The sequence below is a fragment of the Candidatus Omnitrophota bacterium genome, from assembly GCA_028716165.1.
Classification (GTDB): Bacteria; Omnitrophota; Gorgyraeia; order JABMRG01; family JABMRG01; genus JAQUQI01.
This window is the reverse complement of record JAQUQI010000003.1, coordinates 86576-102823: the sequence shown is the minus strand read 5'-3', so window position 1 is coordinate 102823 and position 16248 is coordinate 86576. Positions and strand designations below refer to the sequence as shown.

Sequence of the window (16248 nt, the reverse complement as noted above, 5' to 3'; positions counted from 1 at the left end):
CGGACAGCCGTGTTTTAAAAAATAACCCCGCGAAGCGCCGGTTACGGCTTCATTGTAAAAATTTTACGGGCTATATCCGGATAGCTGGCGACAAATTTTAATTCATCCTCAACAAGCGGTTTTTGGTTATGGACATTGGCATATCTTACAAGCTCAAGTATTTCAGCCGCCTCTTTGTCGTCTTTAAACTTTACCTCAAGTTTATCATAAACGTTCCTGAAACCCTTAATGCCGCTGTATTCGCCCGCGGTTATCTGCCTGCCTGTATCTATTATTTCAGGTTCGCCCCTGCCCAGCTCTTCATAATCATACAGTTCATAATTACGCCTGTCCTTTAAGGCCCCGTCGGCATGTATGCCGGATTCATGCGCAAAGGCGTTGGCGCCTACCCCGGGTTGATTTATCGGTATAGGCACATTAAACGCGTATGAGGCGTATTTGGCTATCTTCCATGACTTTGAGAGGTCAATATTACCGTCTATTCTATATTTACCCTGAAAACCGCTGGCATATTTTAAGGCCAATATTACCGATACCAGATCAGCATTTCCGGCCCTCTCTCCAAAACCATTTACCGTTGTGTTTATGTACGCATCAACACCCGCATCTATGGCAGCCTTGGCCCCTGCTATTGAATTGGCCGCAACAAGCCCAAGGTCATTATGGCAATGCAGTTCTATTGGGATACCGACCTTACCGGCTATATGGTATATCCTGTCATATATGCTGAAAGGATCGTCGTATCCCAGCGTATCGCAATACCTTATCCTGTCCGCGCCATTGTCCTTGGCGGCCTTGGCAAATTTTACCAGGTAATCCAGATCAGACCTTGAACCGTCCTCGGCATTAACGCCCACGGTCTTTATCCCTTTTTTCTTGGCAAGCCTCAAGGCCTCAACCATCATCGCTATTATATCATCGCCTGATTTTTTGCCCATGAACTTGCCTTTCATCATCTGTTCAGACGTGGATATAGAGATATTCAGGTGTTCAACCTTTGTTTGTTTGACTGCCTCTTCAACGTCAGGGGCTATGGCCCTTATCCAGCCGCTCAAAATTATGGGCTTTAACGCGCCGGATCTGACAAGTTCCATGTTGGCATTTAAATAATTAGTTTCATGACGCGTAACAGGAAAACCGAATTCGCTCTGGTAAATACCCATCTCGTTAAGATAGATATTTATCATTGTCTTCTGGAGTTTTGACAGGCAAATGCGCGAAGTCTGCACTCCGTCCCTGTTGGTCACGTCTATAATCCTGATGATTGGTTCTTTTTTCATGTTTTACCTCCAATTTTATAAAAACAGGGGCCATTACGGTGTGCCGGCCCTGTATTGCCACCTTAAAATAATGTTTGCGCGCGCATCAAGGCAGAGCAGTATTGTTCGTAACCTTATAAAACCGGAATAATTTTTACAAACATGCCGCCGGAATAAGGCTATAGGCTTATGGCCCAGGCGTCAAATATGTCTTTAAGGCCCTTCAACTGCGATATCAGTTCGGCAGAGATCTTGCTGTCCACATTGCATAAGCTTATGGCCCTGCCGGAGGGTTTTTGCCTGCCGAATGTCATACCCGCTATATTTATTCCGTTCTTTCCCAGCAATGTCCCAAGCTGGCCCACAACACCGGGGACATCCTTATTGGATATCAATATCATGTTGCCTTCCGGCAGGGCATCAACATAATAACCATCTATCTTAACAATGCGCGGCTGATTATTAGCGAACAAGGCGCCGGATATGGATAATGTCTTGCCGCCTGATTTCACGACTGCAGTGATAAGATGCGCGAATTCCTCAACCTGATTTGTCTTGGATTCCGTTATCTTTATATCGCGTTCCCTGGCTATGGCAATCGCATTAACATTATTGACCATTTCGCCTACAGCTGTCGTCAAAAGGCCTTTTATGAATGCCGTGGTAATGGCCGCTATATCGTGCTTGGCCACTTCGCCTGCGTATTCCAAGCTTACCATTCCTATGGGGCCTTGGGCAAGCTGGGCCTGCATCATACCCATTTTTTCAGCAAGTATCATATAAGGCCTCAAGACCTTCCATGCCTTTAATTCAATATAAGGGATATTAATAGCGTTCCTTATACCTCTGTTTAAGAGGGCGTCAACAACCTGCTGGGCCACCTCCAATGCCACATTATCCTGCGCTTCAGCGGTAGAAGCGCCCAGATGGGGAGTGGTCAGGACCTTATCCGATAATACGAGGGGGCTGTTTTTAGGTGGTTCTTCTTCATATACATCAAAGGCGGCGCCGGCGACCTTGCCGGATTCAATGCCTTTTAAAACAGCCTTTTCGTCCATAATACCGCCGCGGGCGCAATTTATAAGCCTGACTCCCGGCTTCATCATATCTATCTCTTTTTCGCCTATAAGATGCCTGGTATCTGATGTCAAAGGCGTATGCACGGTAATATAATCGGAGGCTGAAAATATCTTCTTCAAGTCAGCAGGTTCTATGCCGGAATCAGAAGCTTTTTCAGGCGCCAGAAACGGGTCATATGCCAATACACGCATGCCAAAACTCAAACAGCGTCCGGCGACTTCGCTTCCTATCCTCCCCAAACCGATTATCCCTAAAGCCTTTCCGTAAAGCTCAACACCCATAAACTTTTTTCTTTCCCATTGGCCGCTTTTCATTGAGGCGTCGGCAGGAGCAATATTGCGCGATAATGCCAGTATCATGCTCATTGTATGTTCAGCCGTTGATATGGTATTACCTCCCGGCGTGTTCATCACGATAATGCCTTTCTTGGTGGCAGAGGCAACATCCACGTTATCAAGGCCCACGCCGGCCCGGCCGATTACTTTCAATTTATCGGCGCACGCTATCAGATCAGCCGTTGCCTTGGTCTCACTGCGAATTATCAAAGCGTCATAATCCTTAATTATTTTTTTAAGGACATCTGCCGGCTGTTTGATCTTTACATCAACTTTTATATCCTTTTCCTTCTCAAGGATCAAAAGACCCTTCTCGCTTAACGGATCGCTAACCAGTATCTTGAACATACGCGTCTCCTTGATTTAGAAAGAGTATGCCTGCTCTACTTTATCTGCTAAAAATTTCTTCTGCGGCCTTGACCCCTGATCCGAGGGCCAGATTATGCCCCATCTGCCTTAATGTCATTTCAAGGCATGATACAGCCACAATTATATCCCACTGTGTCATAAAACCCATACTGGCTATTCTTATTATCTTGCCTTTTAATTCCGCTTGTCCGCCGGCTATGCCGACACCATGCACATCACGCATGGTCTTAACAAGCTTTGCACCGTCAATATTAGACGGAACCTTTATAGCGGTCACCGAATCACTTGCCGCCTTGGGCGCGTAGAGCTCAAGGCCCATGGCTAAAGCCGCGGCCCTTATAGCCTGTGCCATCTTTCTCTGCCTGGCAATGGCCGCCTCAATCGTCTCCTGCCTTATCATCTTTATAGCCTCTACCAAACCTATCACAAGAGTTAAAGCTGGTGTCCACGGTGTATCGTTTTTGTCGGCCGCTTTTTTGGCTGCCTCATAACTGAAATAAAATTTTGGTAATTTTGATGTCTTGGCCATGGCAAGAGCTTTTTCGCTGACAGAAACAAAGGCAAGCCCCGGCGGTACCATAAGGCCTTTCTGCGAACCCCCTACCGCTATATCCACCTTCCACTCATCTGTCTTAAACTCAACCGAACCTAAACCGCTTATAACATCCACGACAAGAACAGCAGAGGTCTTGGAAACAATATCACCTATGGCCTTGATATCATTTACAACGGCCGTTGATGTCTCGCACAATGTTACATAAACAGCCTTTATAGACTTATCCTTTGCCAAGAGGTCTTTTATCCTGACAGAGTCAACAGCATTACCCCATTCCACATCAAGGTTGATAGCGTTTACTCCATATGCCTGGCATATCTCCGTAAAACGTTCTCCGAATTTACCGCCTCTTACAACTATGGCCTTGTCGGATTGAGATAACAGGTTCGCGACAGCGCTCTCCATGGCGCCTGTGCCTGATGAAGTAAATAAAAATACATCATTTTTTGTCTGCAGGATATATTTTAATCCGTCAACCGCCTCCTTTAATACCGCCATAAATTGGGGTGTCCTGTGATGTATCACAGGCTTTGCCATTTCCAGCAATACATTCTCGGGCACCGGTGTAGGCCCCGGAGTCAAAAGATAACGCTTCTGCATAAACTTGTCTCCTTTCCTGTAGATAAACTCATGCCTGCGATGTTAAAGCGCTAAAAAAAATACAACCTGCCATATGCCCGGCCGGCCGGGGTTATTTTTTCTTTAACGTGTCAATAACATGATCAACAAGATTATATTTCATCGCCTCATCCGATGTCATGAAATAATCCCTGTCGGTATCCTTTTCCACCTTGTCCAGCGGCTGGCCCGTATGATAGACTAATAATTGATTTATACGCTCTCTCATTCTCAATATCTCTTTGGCCTGTATGTGGATATCGGAAGCGCTGCCCTCCGCGCCGCCCCACGGCTGATGTATCATTATTCGCGCGTTCGGTAAAGCGTATCTTTTGCCTTTTGTGCCGCCGGCCAAAAGTAAAGCGCCCATACTCGCCGCCTGGCCTATACAATATGTGTTGACATCAGGCTTAACAAACTGCATAGTATCATATATGGCGAGCCCGCTCGTCACATGCCCCCCGGGCGAATTGACATACACGTTTATATCTTTATCAGGGTCCTCCATCTGCAGGAACAACAACTGGGCTATGATAAGATTGGCTATACCGTCATCTATGGGAGTGCCTATAAATACTATTCTGTCTTTCAACAATCTTGAATATATATCATAGGCGCGTTCCGCGCGGCCGGTCTGCTCAACAACCATGGGCACCAAAGTCTGTAATTTCGCATCCATATTGCATCCTCCGGTTATATTACTGTTACGATGGAATTGCCGGACATAATAAGCGGCCGGCCTGTTTATCCCTTTGACTCGTTGATTAAAAACCTTACGGTTTTGTCGTGAGCTATCTGCTCTTTCAGGCCTTCCATAAGGCCGTCTGACTCCAGCCTCTTTCCGGTCTTTTCTACGTCTTCTTTAGCTTCCTCGGCTATCTCGGCTATCCTCTGCCTGATGTCTTCATCCTGCGCGCTGATTGATTCTTCTTTGGATATTCTGTCAATTATAAAAAACAGCCTTACATCTCTTTCGGCCTGATCGCGTAAAGACTCTTTCAATTTATTATCAAGCCCGTCCACATCCTCTTTTTTGTAACCCTGGTAAAAAAGCCTTTGCTTGGCCTGCCGGAGAAGAGCGTCCAGTTGTCTTTGCACAAACGAATCAGGCGTATCAAAATCATGGCTTTTAAGCAGATAGTCATATATCTGCCTTTCAATGTCCCGCTCCGATTCGGCCTTTTTTGAAGCGGCGGCATTATCACTGACAAACTTTTTTAAATCCGCGATGCTTGTAAAATTACCGGCCTTTTTGGCAAACTCATCGTCTATCTCCGGTAATATCTTTTCTTTTATCTGCTTGGGAGTAATCTTATAAAGCCTTTGCCTGCCGGCAAGTTCCTTATATTCATAATCCTCGGGGTATTTGACAAGAGCCTGCTTTTCGGTATCTATATCAGCGCCTAAGAGCGCCTGCAATAGCTCTTTCGGCTGAAGTTTGTCGTTAATATATAGCCACAGTTTATCTTTTTTGTCAACCAGTTTTCCGTTTTCAAAACATTCATAAAGGCATACAATATAATCTCCGTTTTTTATCGGCCTGGGGGCGATATCCTTGTATTGCGCCATGGATTCTTGTATCTGCCCCATTGCTTTGTCAATATCTTCATCCGTTACCTGGCAGGGCTTTTGGCTTACCTTTATCCCCTTATATTGTTTAAGCTTAAATTCAGGGCTGACATCAACTCTAACCGAAAAAGATAAGTTTTTATTCTCCGTATAATTAACGTCTTGGACAACGGGATAGCCCAATACCTTTATGCCCTGCCCGGACACAGCCTGTTCGTAACATTGCCATATAAGGCTGTTGACCGCCTCTTCGCTGGCCCTCTTGTTATAATGCGCCTTCAAAAGATCCATCGGAACCCTGCCGGGCCGGTATCCGGGAACACTGGCATTTTTCTTTATGCTGTCATAAACCTCGTTAAGGGCGGCGTCCACCCTCTGCGGTTCCACTTCTATCTTTATTAGTTTTTGCGCCTTGCTCGCGTCCTCAACCTTTATCTTCACTATCTGTTATCTCCTTCCGGCTATGGCTGGATAAGGCCGTAATCTCCGTTTTTGCGCTTATACAAAACATTCATGCTGTTATCCGACGCATTATGAAAAACTACAAACTGCTTGCCAAAGGCTTCCAGTTCCAACGCGGCCTCTTCCGGAGACATGGGTTTCGCGGCAAAAGATTCAACCTTGACAATGTTCCCGCAAGGCTTAGGCAGTCTATTCTCGCTTTTTCTAAACACATTTATACCGTAAAATATATCGCGTATCCTTCTTCCCTTTGCCTTGGCTCTGGCCTTTTTAAGTTGTTTTTGGGCATTGGCCAGGCACAAATCAAACGAGGCCTTGAGCGCCTGGTCTTTCTCAACGGCCGCGATACGAAAACCGCGGCCTGTAACCGTTATTTCCGTAATATGAATAAATTTTTCTTTTTGAAAAACCGCGCGGGTGTCTTCTATGGAATTATTGTATTTGGCAAGCCTTGAAAGCTTATCATTGATATACGCCTTCATGCCGTTATCAAGTTCCACGTGCCTGGTTGTAATGTTTACCTGCATGCGTCCTCCTGTTTATCGTTTCGTTTTCTTACAGCGTGAATTTTTCTCCAAGATATATCTGCCGGGCCTTCGGGCTGGAAATCAGATCGTTGGATGTCCCGGATATCAATATCCTGCCTTCATACATGATATATGAACGGTCTGTTATCGCCAGCGTTTCGCGCACGCTATGATCCGTAAGCAGTATCCCCAATCCGCCTTGTTTTAAGTCCTGGATAATCTGTTGCGCCTCAAACACCGCTATAGGGTCTATTCCGCTGAACGGCTCATCCAAGAGTAAAAACGAAGGCTCGGTCACAAGGGCCCTTGTTATCTCAAGACGCCTTCTTTCCCCGCCGCTTAGCGTATACGCCTTATTCTTACCAAGATGCGATATCTTCAATTCACTTAGTAGTTTTTCAAGCCTGTTTTTTCTTTCGCGCATCGGTATATTAAGCGTTTCAAGAACAGCCATGATATTTTCCTCAACAGTCAGTTTCCTGAAAACCGAATCATCCTGGCACAGATATCCTATGCCCAAGCGCGCTCTTTTATACATAGGCATCTGCGTTATGTCTTTATCATCAAACATTATCCTGCCTTTATCAGGCCTGATAAGGCCTACTATCATGTAAAAAGAGGTTGTCTTGCCCGCTCCGTTCGGGCCCAAAAGACCCACAATCTCGCCTCGGTTTATCTCTATGTTTATATCATTAACCACGCTACGGCCATTATAGGATTTGGCCAGGTTTTCAACCTTTAATCTGCTCACCCGCGCTCTCTTTCTTTTGCCTGAATCTTTGAATAAAATCTCCACCGCTGCGTATAATTATCCTGGGCCTGCCTTCAAGTAATACCCTTCCTTCGCCCGGCAGGTATGTAAGCTGTTTGGCCAGGGTGCTGTCCTGGCCTCTTTTTATGTTCACATTTCCTTGGCAAAATATCATTTTAAGAGACCTGCTTTTCGGTTCAAAATAAGCCGTGGCCTTGTCCGCGCCGATAAAGACCTCCTTATCGGTCACCCTGACGTCATTGTTGAAGATAGCGGCGTTTTTGGCGTAATCCACCTCAAGGGGACCGGCACATGTGATAACAGCCGCGGGGTCTTTAAGATCAACAGTAATATCGCGGTCAAGCTGGACGAGTTTAAGGCTGTGCCTGGCCAAAGCGCCTGTCCCCGACATGTCCATCTCTTTCCTGTTGATATATACCTTGTCATCGGTAAAGACTATCTTTTCCTTGGAATCCCATTTCAATACTTCGGTTTTAAGCGTGGTGCCTTCATCCGTGGCAATACTTACATTATTACGCAATTCAATATTGTTCGTCTTGCGGTCAAAGATACCGTTATCCGAAACAAGGCTTACCTTTACCCCGTCACCGTAAGAATTCCCGTTGATGTCAAAAAGCTTTATCACATCGGCAAATATGTCCGCGCTTTTGCCGTTAAGCTGCCATGATTTCTTGCCTGAATCCGAAAACCCGGACATGGAAAAAACCTTGACTTTTTCGCCTGACGCCATATCCTGATCGCGCACGGACTCCGCTGCCGAACCCGGGCCCGGGGAGGCAGTATTCTCAAAAATAAAACCCCTGCAGCAAAATAAAATAACAGCAACGGCTGATACGGCAATAATTGTTAATCTGTAATTGGGGTTTAACATACGGCCTTGGTCTTCCATCTTCTATGCATCCATACCCACTGTTCGGGATATCTGCGGACATAAGACTCTACGACATCCGACCATTTCTTTGTATAATTGACAACCCATTCAGGATCAGAAATATCATTTATGTAAATAGGATCTTCCACGCGAATTGTATGCCGCAGGCCCGAACGGATGATAAAAACCGGTATTATCGGCACCCGGCATACCTGGGCGAGTTTCACGGGCGCGGAAGGCGTGTATGCCTTTTTGCCGAAAAAATCAACAAACACCCCTCCGAGGCTGTCCACATCCTGATCAGCAACGATGCCAAGCAGTTCTTTTCGTTTTAGAAGACGTATTATTTTTTTCGCGGAGTCTGTCCTGTATATAACGTTAATGCCCATGCCAGACCTAAGCGAGGATATCCATTCGTTATATTTCTCGTAATATATCGGCCTGGCAATAACATTGGATTTATAACCATTACACGAAAAGAACACGGGAATAAGCTCCCAGTTGCCCAGATGGGCAGAGACAATAACCGCGCCACTGCCGGCGGAGATTACCCTGTCTATCTTTTCTTTACCCTCAATGTCAATGAGCCTGTTTAACCTGTGTTTTATTTTCGGAAGGCTCAATATCTCTGCCGCGCACATGCCCAGGTTTACAAACACGGATTTTGACACAAGCCTGATCCGCTCTCTTGTCAAAGCAGAGCCGAAAGCGTATTCCAGATGGGATATCGTAAGAGACCTATAGCGGCCCAACAACATGTAAACCGCCCGGCCGCAGGCGCCGCCGAGAGTAACGGCGATATTATACGGCAGTAATAAAAATATTTTACCCGAAACGACAAGCAGTATGTATAAGAACCGTCTCCTGAAACGATATTTCACTATCCTTAAAAACCTCCCGGTATATAACAAAAAAATATCTTGATAAAAACGCGAACTGCCAAGGGCCTGTCCGAATCCGTCAAAAATACGTTCTAAAGACGGTAAATACCTGTAACGCCGGGCCAAAGGCCTTTTATTTTCAGTATCATATCTATGACCTCACGCACGGCGCCTCTGCCGCCGCGGGCCCTGCATCTATAGTGCGCGTAATCGTGTATATCTTCGCGGGCATTTGACACGGCGCAGGACAATCCCGCCCGCTTTAAGACAGGTATATCAATTAGATCGTCTCCGATAAAACATACCTGATCGTCACGCAATCCAAACTCATTTTTGATCTTATCATAAAAACAAAGTTTGTCTTTTGCGTTTTGGAACACCCTGTCTATATTCAAGGTATCGGCCCTGCGGGCTACAGCCTTGGAATCCCCTGCTGTAATTATGGCGCTCTTTAACCCGGCCTTGTGCCATAGCATGATACCGAAACCGTCATGGACATCAAAGGCCTTTATCTCTTTGCCGGAATCAGATATTATCATAGAGCCGGGTGTAAGGACACCGTCAACATCCATTAAAAGCATTTTAATCTTTTTAGCGCGGCACTTAATATCCTGCACGGTATTGACAAAAGCCTTTTTCTTTTCGCGGGATAGATTGATACCCATAATAATCCTCCAGGCCCCCGGATCAGACAAGCCCGGCCCTTAAAAGGTCCTGCACGTCCACAAGCCCTACCGGTTTGTAATCCCTGTCAACGACAGGTATCTCGTCTATCTTTTTTCTTCTAAGCAGATTCAGCGCCTCAACAGCCATACTTCCTTTTTTTATCACGGCGGGGTTTTTAGTCATGACCAGCCTGACCATCTTCTCGGTAACATAAGGGTCTTTTTCAAGGTTTCTTCTCAAGTCACCGTCCGTGAATATGCCTGTCAGCCTGCCGCTTTTATCAACTACGGTAGCGCTGCCCGCGCGGGCCTTTGTTATGGCATAGAGCACCTTTTTAAGCGGCGCGTCCTCTCTTGCAACGGTAAAGGCGTCATCTTTTCTCATCACATCCTCTACCTTAAGCCACAGCTTCTTGCCAAGACTGCCGCCTGGATGATAAAACGCGAAGTCTTCCGCCCTAAAACCCCTTACCTTGAGCAGGGCAACGCATAAGGCGTCTCCCATAGCAAGCATTGCCGTTGTGCTTGCGGTGGGAGCCAACCCCAAAGGGCATGCCTCTTTTCTCACAGAAACATTAAGTACAATATCGCTAAAAACAGCTAACGTTGAGCGCGTATTGCCGGTCAAGCTTATAAGTTTAGCCCCGATTTTTTTTATCACCGGAAGCAGTTTCTTGATCTCATCCGTCTCACCGCTATTGGAGAGAGCTATTATCACATCGTCCTCGGTAACACGGCCTAAGTCGCCATGGACGGCCTCGGCAGGGTGCAGGAACAGGCTTGGTGTCCCCGTGGATGAAAGTGTCGCCGATATTTTTCTACCTATGATACCGGGCTTGCCCATGCCGGTAACAATGACCCTGGCCTTGGTTTTCAATATAAGGCTTACGGCTTTGTTGAAATCAGATGATACATTAGGGACCAATGCCTTTATGGCATCTGATTCTATCTTCAACACCTGCCGGCCGATGAGCGCGGGGTCTAATTTATCAATTCGTATGTTTTTTTTCGGTTTCATCCTATTACCGTCCTTACGGCTTCGCGTTCTTTATCTTTTATGTTTGATAACAATTCATCCTGACCGATCAGGTTCTTCCTGTAAAGGTCAATAAGCGACTGGTCCATTGATTGCATACCGTATTTAGCATTTGTCTCAATCACGTTTTGCAGGTGGTGGGTATTGCCTTCCCGTATAAGGTTTTTTACCGCGGGTATGCCGAGCATGACTTCACAAGCTACTATCATACCGTTGCCGTGCAATTTCTGGACAAGCCTTTGGGATATGACCCCGCTTATGGTTGAAGCGAGCTGTACCCTTATCTGCTGCTGCTGACGCCACGGGAAAACATCAATTATCCTGTTTATCGTTTCAACCGCGTCAATAGTATGCAGTGTGGCCAGCACCAGCTGTCCTGTCTCGGATGCCGTAATCGCCGTGGATATGGTCTCAAGGTCGCGCATCTCGCCAACCAATATTATATCCGGGTTCTGCCTGACAACATGAAACAGAGCGGCCTGGAAAGAATCCGAATCAATCAATATTTCTCTCTGTTCTATAACAGCCTTCTTATGTTCATGGATAAACTCAATAGGGTCCTCTATAGTAATAACGTGGCACTCTCTCTGGGAGTTAATGTAGTTGATCATGCTCGCTAAGGTTGTGGTCTTGCCGCTTCCGGATTGCCCTGTCACAAGCACCAATCCGCTCCTTAAGTTGCAAAGCCTGGTTATCACGTCTTTGGGCAGTATCAGATCGTCAAAAGACGGTATGCCAAGCGGTATAATCCTTATAGCCGCCGCTATACTGCCTCTCTGCTGGTGCACGTTTATCCTGAAACGCGCCAGGCCGCTGGCGGCAAATGATATGTCTATGTCACGGCACTTCTTATACTGCTCCTTTTGCCTGTCATCCATAATGGAGAATATAAGCCTCTCGGATTCTTTCGGGGCCAAAGGGGCAAAATCGGTCTTCTTTAAATTTCCGTTTATCCTTAAAATAGGCGGGGTGCCCACCACAAGCAAAAGGTCAGAGGCATTGGCATCTTTGGCCATACGTAAGAGATCTATTATTTCCATAATAAGCTCCTGTCTTGCGGGATTTTTTACTAAACACCTTTTCCCGTCCCACCGGCATAAAGGTATTCTCCGCGCTCTTATAAACGCGCGCCTTTAACGCGCAAGTAACCTCACGGATAGGCCCGCGGCGGCGTATTTTTTAAGAATTAATTTTATGGATAACAACCTTGTTGCGGCCGCCTGCCTTGGCTTCATATAAGGCATTGTCAGCATACCTTATCAAGAGTTCCTTCGTCGTAGTATCATTGACAGACGGTATATAAGCAGACACACCCGCGCTCAAAGTAATTTTCAATTCATGCGATTCATAATTAAACAAAGTGCCTTCAAAAAGCTTTCTGATCCTATCCGCTATCTTATAGGAGGCCTCCGCGTCCCTGCCGGGCAATATGGCTACAAACTCCTCTCCGCCGTATCTGGCCACTATATCAGTGCCTCGTAATTCTGCCGTCAACATTGAGGCAACTTTTTTGAGCACAAAATCCCCGGCCTGATGGCCGTAAGTATCGTTAAATTTTTTGAAAAAATCTATGTCCATCATTATAAAACCAAGCGGATCCCTTTCCCGCTTAGCCACCGACAATAAGTGATTCATGTAGTTTTGAAAATACTGATGATTATACAACCAGGTAAGGCTGTCTCTTACAGACTGCTCCCTTATTTTATCAACAAGCTCCGTGTTGGTAAGCGCTATACCGCCGAAATTGGCAAGGGTTGACAAAAGGCGCATTACCTGTTCATGGGTCAAATCCGGATTGGCGGTGCCGACGCATATGGATGCTAAGGTTTTTGAATTATACACAATAGGCTGACAAAAATTGGCCTTAAGCTTATCTCCGTCAACGATGTGGGCCTTTGTGTAATCCTGGGCCAGGGTCTTTCGTGAAACGAATATGCCCTGTTCAGAGGCATAACCTATAAGCCCTGATTTTTCGTCCGCCTTTAAATCGTAACCCTCAATTTCTTCTTTTTTATAACCCACCGAATCAATATACACGAGCTTTTGGGTCTTTTCATCCACCTTAAATATAACACACTTTTGAGAACCCAAAAGGTCTATGGCCTTACGCAACAATACCCTTAAAAGTTCGTCTGTGCGCAGGACAGAACTTATTTGTTTCGCAGTATCGGACATTGTGATTATAAAAGACTCAAGCCTTAAGAGTTCGTCGTTGGATTCCGTCTTAAGCTGTTTTATGGCCTCTCGTTCCACGTCAAGCTCCTGTTGAAGCCGCTGGAGATATTTTCTTAGCACATCATTCTGCCCCTTATAATCAATGACAGACTGCATGAGATAGACCAGCGCGACCGCCAGCAAAATAAAAATACCTATGTGCCAGGCAAGCCTGGCGGCATCCAGTCCGGGTTTTCCGTTAATAAAGCCGGTAAATGAGGCCTCATTGACAACGTAAACCCACGCCAGTAATACGCATAAAGACACTATAACAACGATCCTGTATATCCAGTTTTCTTCAAACATCGCCGAGCGCCTCTCTTATTGCCTTCAATTTTTGTAACAATTCGCCAAGGTCCTTTATGGCAACCATATTAGGGCCGTCTGAAAGGGCCTTGCCGGGGTCTTTATGGGTCTCTATAAAGATGCCGTCTATGCCTACAGCTACCGATGCCATGGCAAGATACGAAACAAACTCTTTCTGCCCGCCCGAAGAGCGCCCTTGGCCTGAAGGTAATTGCACGCTATGTGTGGCATCATATATGACAGGATAACCCATGCCGCGCATAATAGGCAAAGACCTCATATCACTGACCAGATTATTATAACCAAAGCTGGTCCCTCTTTCCGTCAGTAGTATATCTCTTCCGCCGGCGTCTTTGATCTTTTCCAGCACATTTTGCATGTCCCAAGGCGCCATAAACTGGCCCTTTTTAACATTAACCGGCCTGCCTGTCCTTGCCGCGGCGGTCAACAAATCCGTCTGCCTGCAAAGAAAAGCCGGTATCTGTATTATATCCAGGACACAAGCCGACTCCTCTATCTCCTGCCTGCAATGGACATCACTGGTGACAATAAGCCCAAGGCTTTTTTTAATCTTTTTCAGTATAGCAAGGCCTTTTGAAATCCCGGGCCCGCGAAAAGATCTGCCCGACGACCTGTTTGCTTTGTCATAACTGCTTTTGTATATCAAAGGCAGTTTAAGGTTGTCCGTTATTTTCAAAAGCCTTTCAGCGTGATAAAAAGCCTGCCTCTCATTCTCAATAACGCACGGACCGGCCATTAATACAAGAGCTCTGCCGCGGCCTATTTCAATATTGCCTGCCTTGACAATATGATTTTTCACGATAAAGACTGCTCCTCGGGCCTGTCAATCATTGTTTTCGCCCGTTCAAGGTCTTCCGGGGTATCAACACCAACGGTATCATAACCGGTCTCAATCATCATTATTCTGTAACCGTTTTCAAGGGCCCTTAACTGCTCAAGTTTTTCGTATTGCTCAAGAAAGGACTGCGGCAGATTGGCAAAGGTAAATAAAAAATCCTTTGTATAGGCATATAAGCCGATATGCTTATAAAACCTCTCTTCCTTAAGGGCATTGTCATCAGCCCTTAATATATCACGTTTTTTCTTATCCCTTATAAAAGGTATGGGGCTTCTTGAAAAATACAAGGCAAAATTATTCTTGTCAACCGCGACCTTTACCACATTAGGATTTTCAAAGTCCGAAAAATGCAATATCTTTTTCATAAGACTGGCCATGACTATACCCTTGTCCCCGCGCATGGCGTCAACCAGATTGTCTATCATTGAATGATGCAGGAGAGGCTCATCTGCCTGTATATTAACCACTATATCAACGTCAAGGGGATTGACTATCTCTCTAAGCCTGTCTGTGCCCGAAGGATGGGATTTTGATGTGAAAATCGCCTTTCCGCCAAAGCTCTCAACTACCTCTATAATTCTGTCGTCATCAGCGGCCACTATAAGATCGTCAAGAGAATGGGCCTTCTTCGCCCTTTCCCAGACATGCTGTATCATGGTTTTGCCTCCAATATCGGCCATGACCTTTCCCTCAAACCTGCTGGCTCCATATCTGGCTGGTATTATGCCTACACTTGTCATATATTACTCCTCAATAATCCGGGTTCAAAATACCGTCCGGGCTTTTCTCTAATGCCTTTATCCGGCCTGATTTTACGCAAATACGATTTTAACTCGCGCGTGTCACATATACCTATGCCAAGTTTGCCGACAACAACTCCTGCCGCCGCATTGGCTATATAGGAAGCCTCTTCCATGTCCGCGCCAGCGGACAGCGCGAGGGTAAACACGCTGATAACAGTGTCTCCGGCTCCTGAAACGTCATAAACCTCACGGGCGGCGGTAGGGATACACATGCAGGGCATGTTTTTGCGAAACAATGCCATGCCGTCTTCGCCGAGTGTGATCAAGACCGATTCGGACTTTAGTATTTTCAACAAGGCATTACCCGCCTTCTGTAGTGACCGCGCGTCTTTTATCTTAACGCCTGTCGCATTTTCCGCTTCACTGCGGTTAGGCGTAATAGATGTAATGCCGGTATACAAATTAAAATGCTCTTCTTTTGGGTCAACCGTGATGATCTTCTTGTGCCGCCTCGCCAGGCAGACAAGTTCCTTTATCAAGCATGGGCTCACGACGCCTTTTCCGTAATCCTCAATGACAATAGCGTTAACACTGTTTATTTTGGATCTTATATACGATATCATAGTGTTTATGGTACCCTTGTCCACCGCTATATCTGATTCTTTATCTATACGCACAACCTGCTGATGATGGGCTATGATCCTTGTCTTGTGAATGGTGGGCCTGTTCCTGTCAAGAACAACACCGTCTGCCTTGATGCCGTTTTTGGCAAGCTCTGAAACAAGTATCCTGCCCGGTTCGTCATCGCCTATTACGCCGCATATATGCGCTTCGGCGCCTAAACAGCGTATATTATTGGCAACATTGGAAGCGCCTCCGGGCATAAAAGATTCAGATTTGGCCCAAACCACAGGGACAGGCGCTTCAGGAGATATTCGGGAAACAGTACCCCATATAAACCTGTCCAGCATAATGTCACCGACAATAAGGATAGATGATGCCGGCATACGCGATATAATTTTATAAAATTTTTTTAGTTTTTTACTATACATAATAACCCGATATACTATGTTTTTTAACTCGTTAAATGTAATAATTATAACAAGTATATATAAACGTGTCAATG

General features: G+C 45.8%; 16 protein-coding genes. All 16 read right to left on the bottom strand.

Translation table 11 applies throughout. The features are described from left to right. Positions 1-41 precede the first annotated feature (41 nt). The 16 genes from PHV77_03025 to rfaE1 all read right to left on the bottom strand — a co-directional run bounded on the left by PHV77_03025 (position 42) and on the right by rfaE1 (position 16174). Positions 42-1280, bottom strand: coding sequence for a homocitrate synthase (locus PHV77_03025; GenBank protein ID MDD5504271.1), 1239 nt, complete (start codon positions 1278-1280; stop codon positions 42-44). 158 nt (positions 1281-1438) lie between these two features. After that, positions 1439-3022, bottom strand: a complete 1584-nt coding sequence (gene serA, locus PHV77_03020) for a phosphoglycerate dehydrogenase (GenBank protein ID MDD5504270.1) — start codon at positions 3020-3022, stop codon at positions 1439-1441. A 40-nt stretch (positions 3023-3062) separates the two neighbouring features. Further along, positions 3063-4199 carry an alanine--glyoxylate aminotransferase family protein gene (locus tag PHV77_03015; GenBank protein ID MDD5504269.1) on the bottom strand — a complete coding sequence of 379 codons (1137 nt, stop codon included), beginning with the start codon at positions 4197-4199 and terminating at the stop codon, positions 3063-3065. 91 nt (positions 4200-4290) lie between these two features. Then, complete coding sequence (gene clpP, locus PHV77_03010; protein MDD5504268.1) at positions 4291-4896, bottom strand: ATP-dependent Clp endopeptidase proteolytic subunit ClpP; 606 nt, start codon at positions 4894-4896, stop codon at positions 4291-4293. Between the two features lie 65 nt (positions 4897-4961). Next, a complete protein-coding gene (gene tig / locus PHV77_03005; GenBank protein MDD5504267.1) occupies positions 4962-6227 on the bottom strand; it encodes a trigger factor in 1266 nt (421 codons plus the stop codon). 20 nt (positions 6228-6247) lie between these two features. Beyond that, a complete protein-coding gene (gene raiA, locus PHV77_03000) occupies positions 6248-6775 on the bottom strand; it encodes a ribosome-associated translation inhibitor RaiA (protein MDD5504266.1) in 528 nt (175 codons plus the stop codon). 28 nt (positions 6776-6803) lie between these two features. After that, positions 6804-7526: an LPS export ABC transporter ATP-binding protein gene (lptB, locus tag PHV77_02995; protein MDD5504265.1), complete on the bottom strand. Its 723-nt coding sequence runs from the start codon at positions 7524-7526 to the stop codon at positions 6804-6806. After that, complete coding sequence (gene lptC / locus PHV77_02990; protein ID MDD5504264.1) at positions 7507-8436, bottom strand: LPS export ABC transporter periplasmic protein LptC; 930 nt, start codon at positions 8434-8436, stop codon at positions 7507-7509. Before lptC ends, lptB begins: the two co-directional genes overlap by 20 nt. Further along, a complete protein-coding gene (locus PHV77_02985) occupies positions 8412-9299 on the bottom strand; it encodes a lysophospholipid acyltransferase family protein (protein ID MDD5504263.1) in 888 nt (295 codons plus the stop codon). Before PHV77_02985 ends, lptC begins: the two co-directional genes overlap by 25 nt. A gap of 92 nt (positions 9300-9391) precedes the next feature. Beyond that, entirely contained in the window at positions 9392-9964 is a 573-nt protein-coding gene (locus PHV77_02980; GenBank protein MDD5504262.1) for an HAD-IIIA family hydrolase, read from the bottom strand. A gap of 22 nt (positions 9965-9986) precedes the next feature. Beyond that, positions 9987-10982, bottom strand: a complete 996-nt coding sequence (locus PHV77_02975; GenBank protein ID MDD5504261.1) for a KpsF/GutQ family sugar-phosphate isomerase — start codon at positions 10980-10982, stop codon at positions 9987-9989. Beyond that, a complete protein-coding gene (locus PHV77_02970; protein ID MDD5504260.1) occupies positions 10979-12040 on the bottom strand; it encodes a PilT/PilU family type 4a pilus ATPase in 1062 nt (353 codons plus the stop codon). Before PHV77_02970 ends, PHV77_02975 begins: the two co-directional genes overlap by 4 nt. A gap of 139 nt (positions 12041-12179) precedes the next feature. Continuing rightward, the gene (locus PHV77_02965) at positions 12180-13520 is read right to left on the bottom strand and encodes a sensor domain-containing diguanylate cyclase (protein MDD5504259.1); all 1341 of its coding nucleotides are present in this window, start codon (positions 13518-13520) and stop codon (positions 12180-12182) included. Then, positions 13513-14328, bottom strand: coding sequence for a 3-deoxy-8-phosphooctulonate synthase (kdsA, locus tag PHV77_02960; GenBank protein MDD5504258.1), 816 nt, complete (start codon positions 14326-14328; stop codon positions 13513-13515). Before kdsA ends, PHV77_02965 begins: the two co-directional genes overlap by 8 nt. Before the next feature lie 8 nt (positions 14329-14336). After that, positions 14337-15119: a 3-deoxy-manno-octulosonate cytidylyltransferase gene (kdsB, locus tag PHV77_02955; GenBank protein ID MDD5504257.1), complete on the bottom strand. Its 783-nt coding sequence runs from the start codon at positions 15117-15119 to the stop codon at positions 14337-14339. Further along, positions 15116-16174, bottom strand: a complete 1059-nt coding sequence (gene rfaE1, locus PHV77_02950; protein MDD5504256.1) for a D-glycero-beta-D-manno-heptose-7-phosphate kinase — start codon at positions 16172-16174, stop codon at positions 15116-15118. Before rfaE1 ends, kdsB begins: the two co-directional genes overlap by 4 nt. Between the last annotated feature and the right edge of the window lie 74 nt (positions 16175-16248).

Bases quoted from the DNA above. Each gene is read 5' to 3' on its own strand.
- PHV77_03025 (MDD5504271.1), bottom strand. From the start codon at position 1,280: ATGAAAAAAGAACCAATCATCAGGATTATAGACGTGACCAACAGGGAC.
- serA (MDD5504270.1), bottom strand. From the start codon at position 3,022: ATGTTCAAGATACTGGTTAGCGATCCGTTAAGCGAGAAGGGTCTTTTG.
- PHV77_03015 (MDD5504269.1), bottom strand. From the start codon at position 4,199: ATGCAGAAGCGTTATCTTTTGACTCCGGGGCCTACACCGGTGCCCGAG.
- clpP (MDD5504268.1), bottom strand. From the start codon at position 4,896: ATGGATGCGAAATTACAGACTTTGGTGCCCATGGTTGTTGAGCAGACC.
- raiA (MDD5504266.1), bottom strand. From the start codon at position 6,775: ATGCAGGTAAACATTACAACCAGGCACGTGGAACTTGATAACGGCATG.
- lptC (MDD5504264.1), bottom strand. From the start codon at position 8,436: ATGGAAGACCAAGGCCGTATGTTAAACCCCAATTACAGATTAACAATT.
- PHV77_02980 (MDD5504262.1), bottom strand. From the start codon at position 9,964: ATGGGTATCAATCTATCCCGCGAAAAGAAAAAGGCTTTTGTCAATACC.
- PHV77_02975 (MDD5504261.1), bottom strand. From the start codon at position 10,982: ATGAAACCGAAAAAAAACATACGAATTGATAAATTAGACCCCGCGCTC.
- PHV77_02970 (MDD5504260.1), bottom strand. From the start codon at position 12,040: ATGGAAATAATAGATCTCTTACGTATGGCCAAAGATGCCAATGCCTCT.
- PHV77_02965 (MDD5504259.1), bottom strand. From the start codon at position 13,520: ATGTTTGAAGAAAACTGGATATACAGGATCGTTGTTATAGTGTCTTTA.
- kdsB (MDD5504257.1), bottom strand. From the start codon at position 15,119: ATGACAAGTGTAGGCATAATACCAGCCAGATATGGAGCCAGCAGGTTT.
- rfaE1 (MDD5504256.1), bottom strand. From the start codon at position 16,174: ATGTATAGTAAAAAACTAAAAAAATTTTATAAAATTATATCGCGTATG.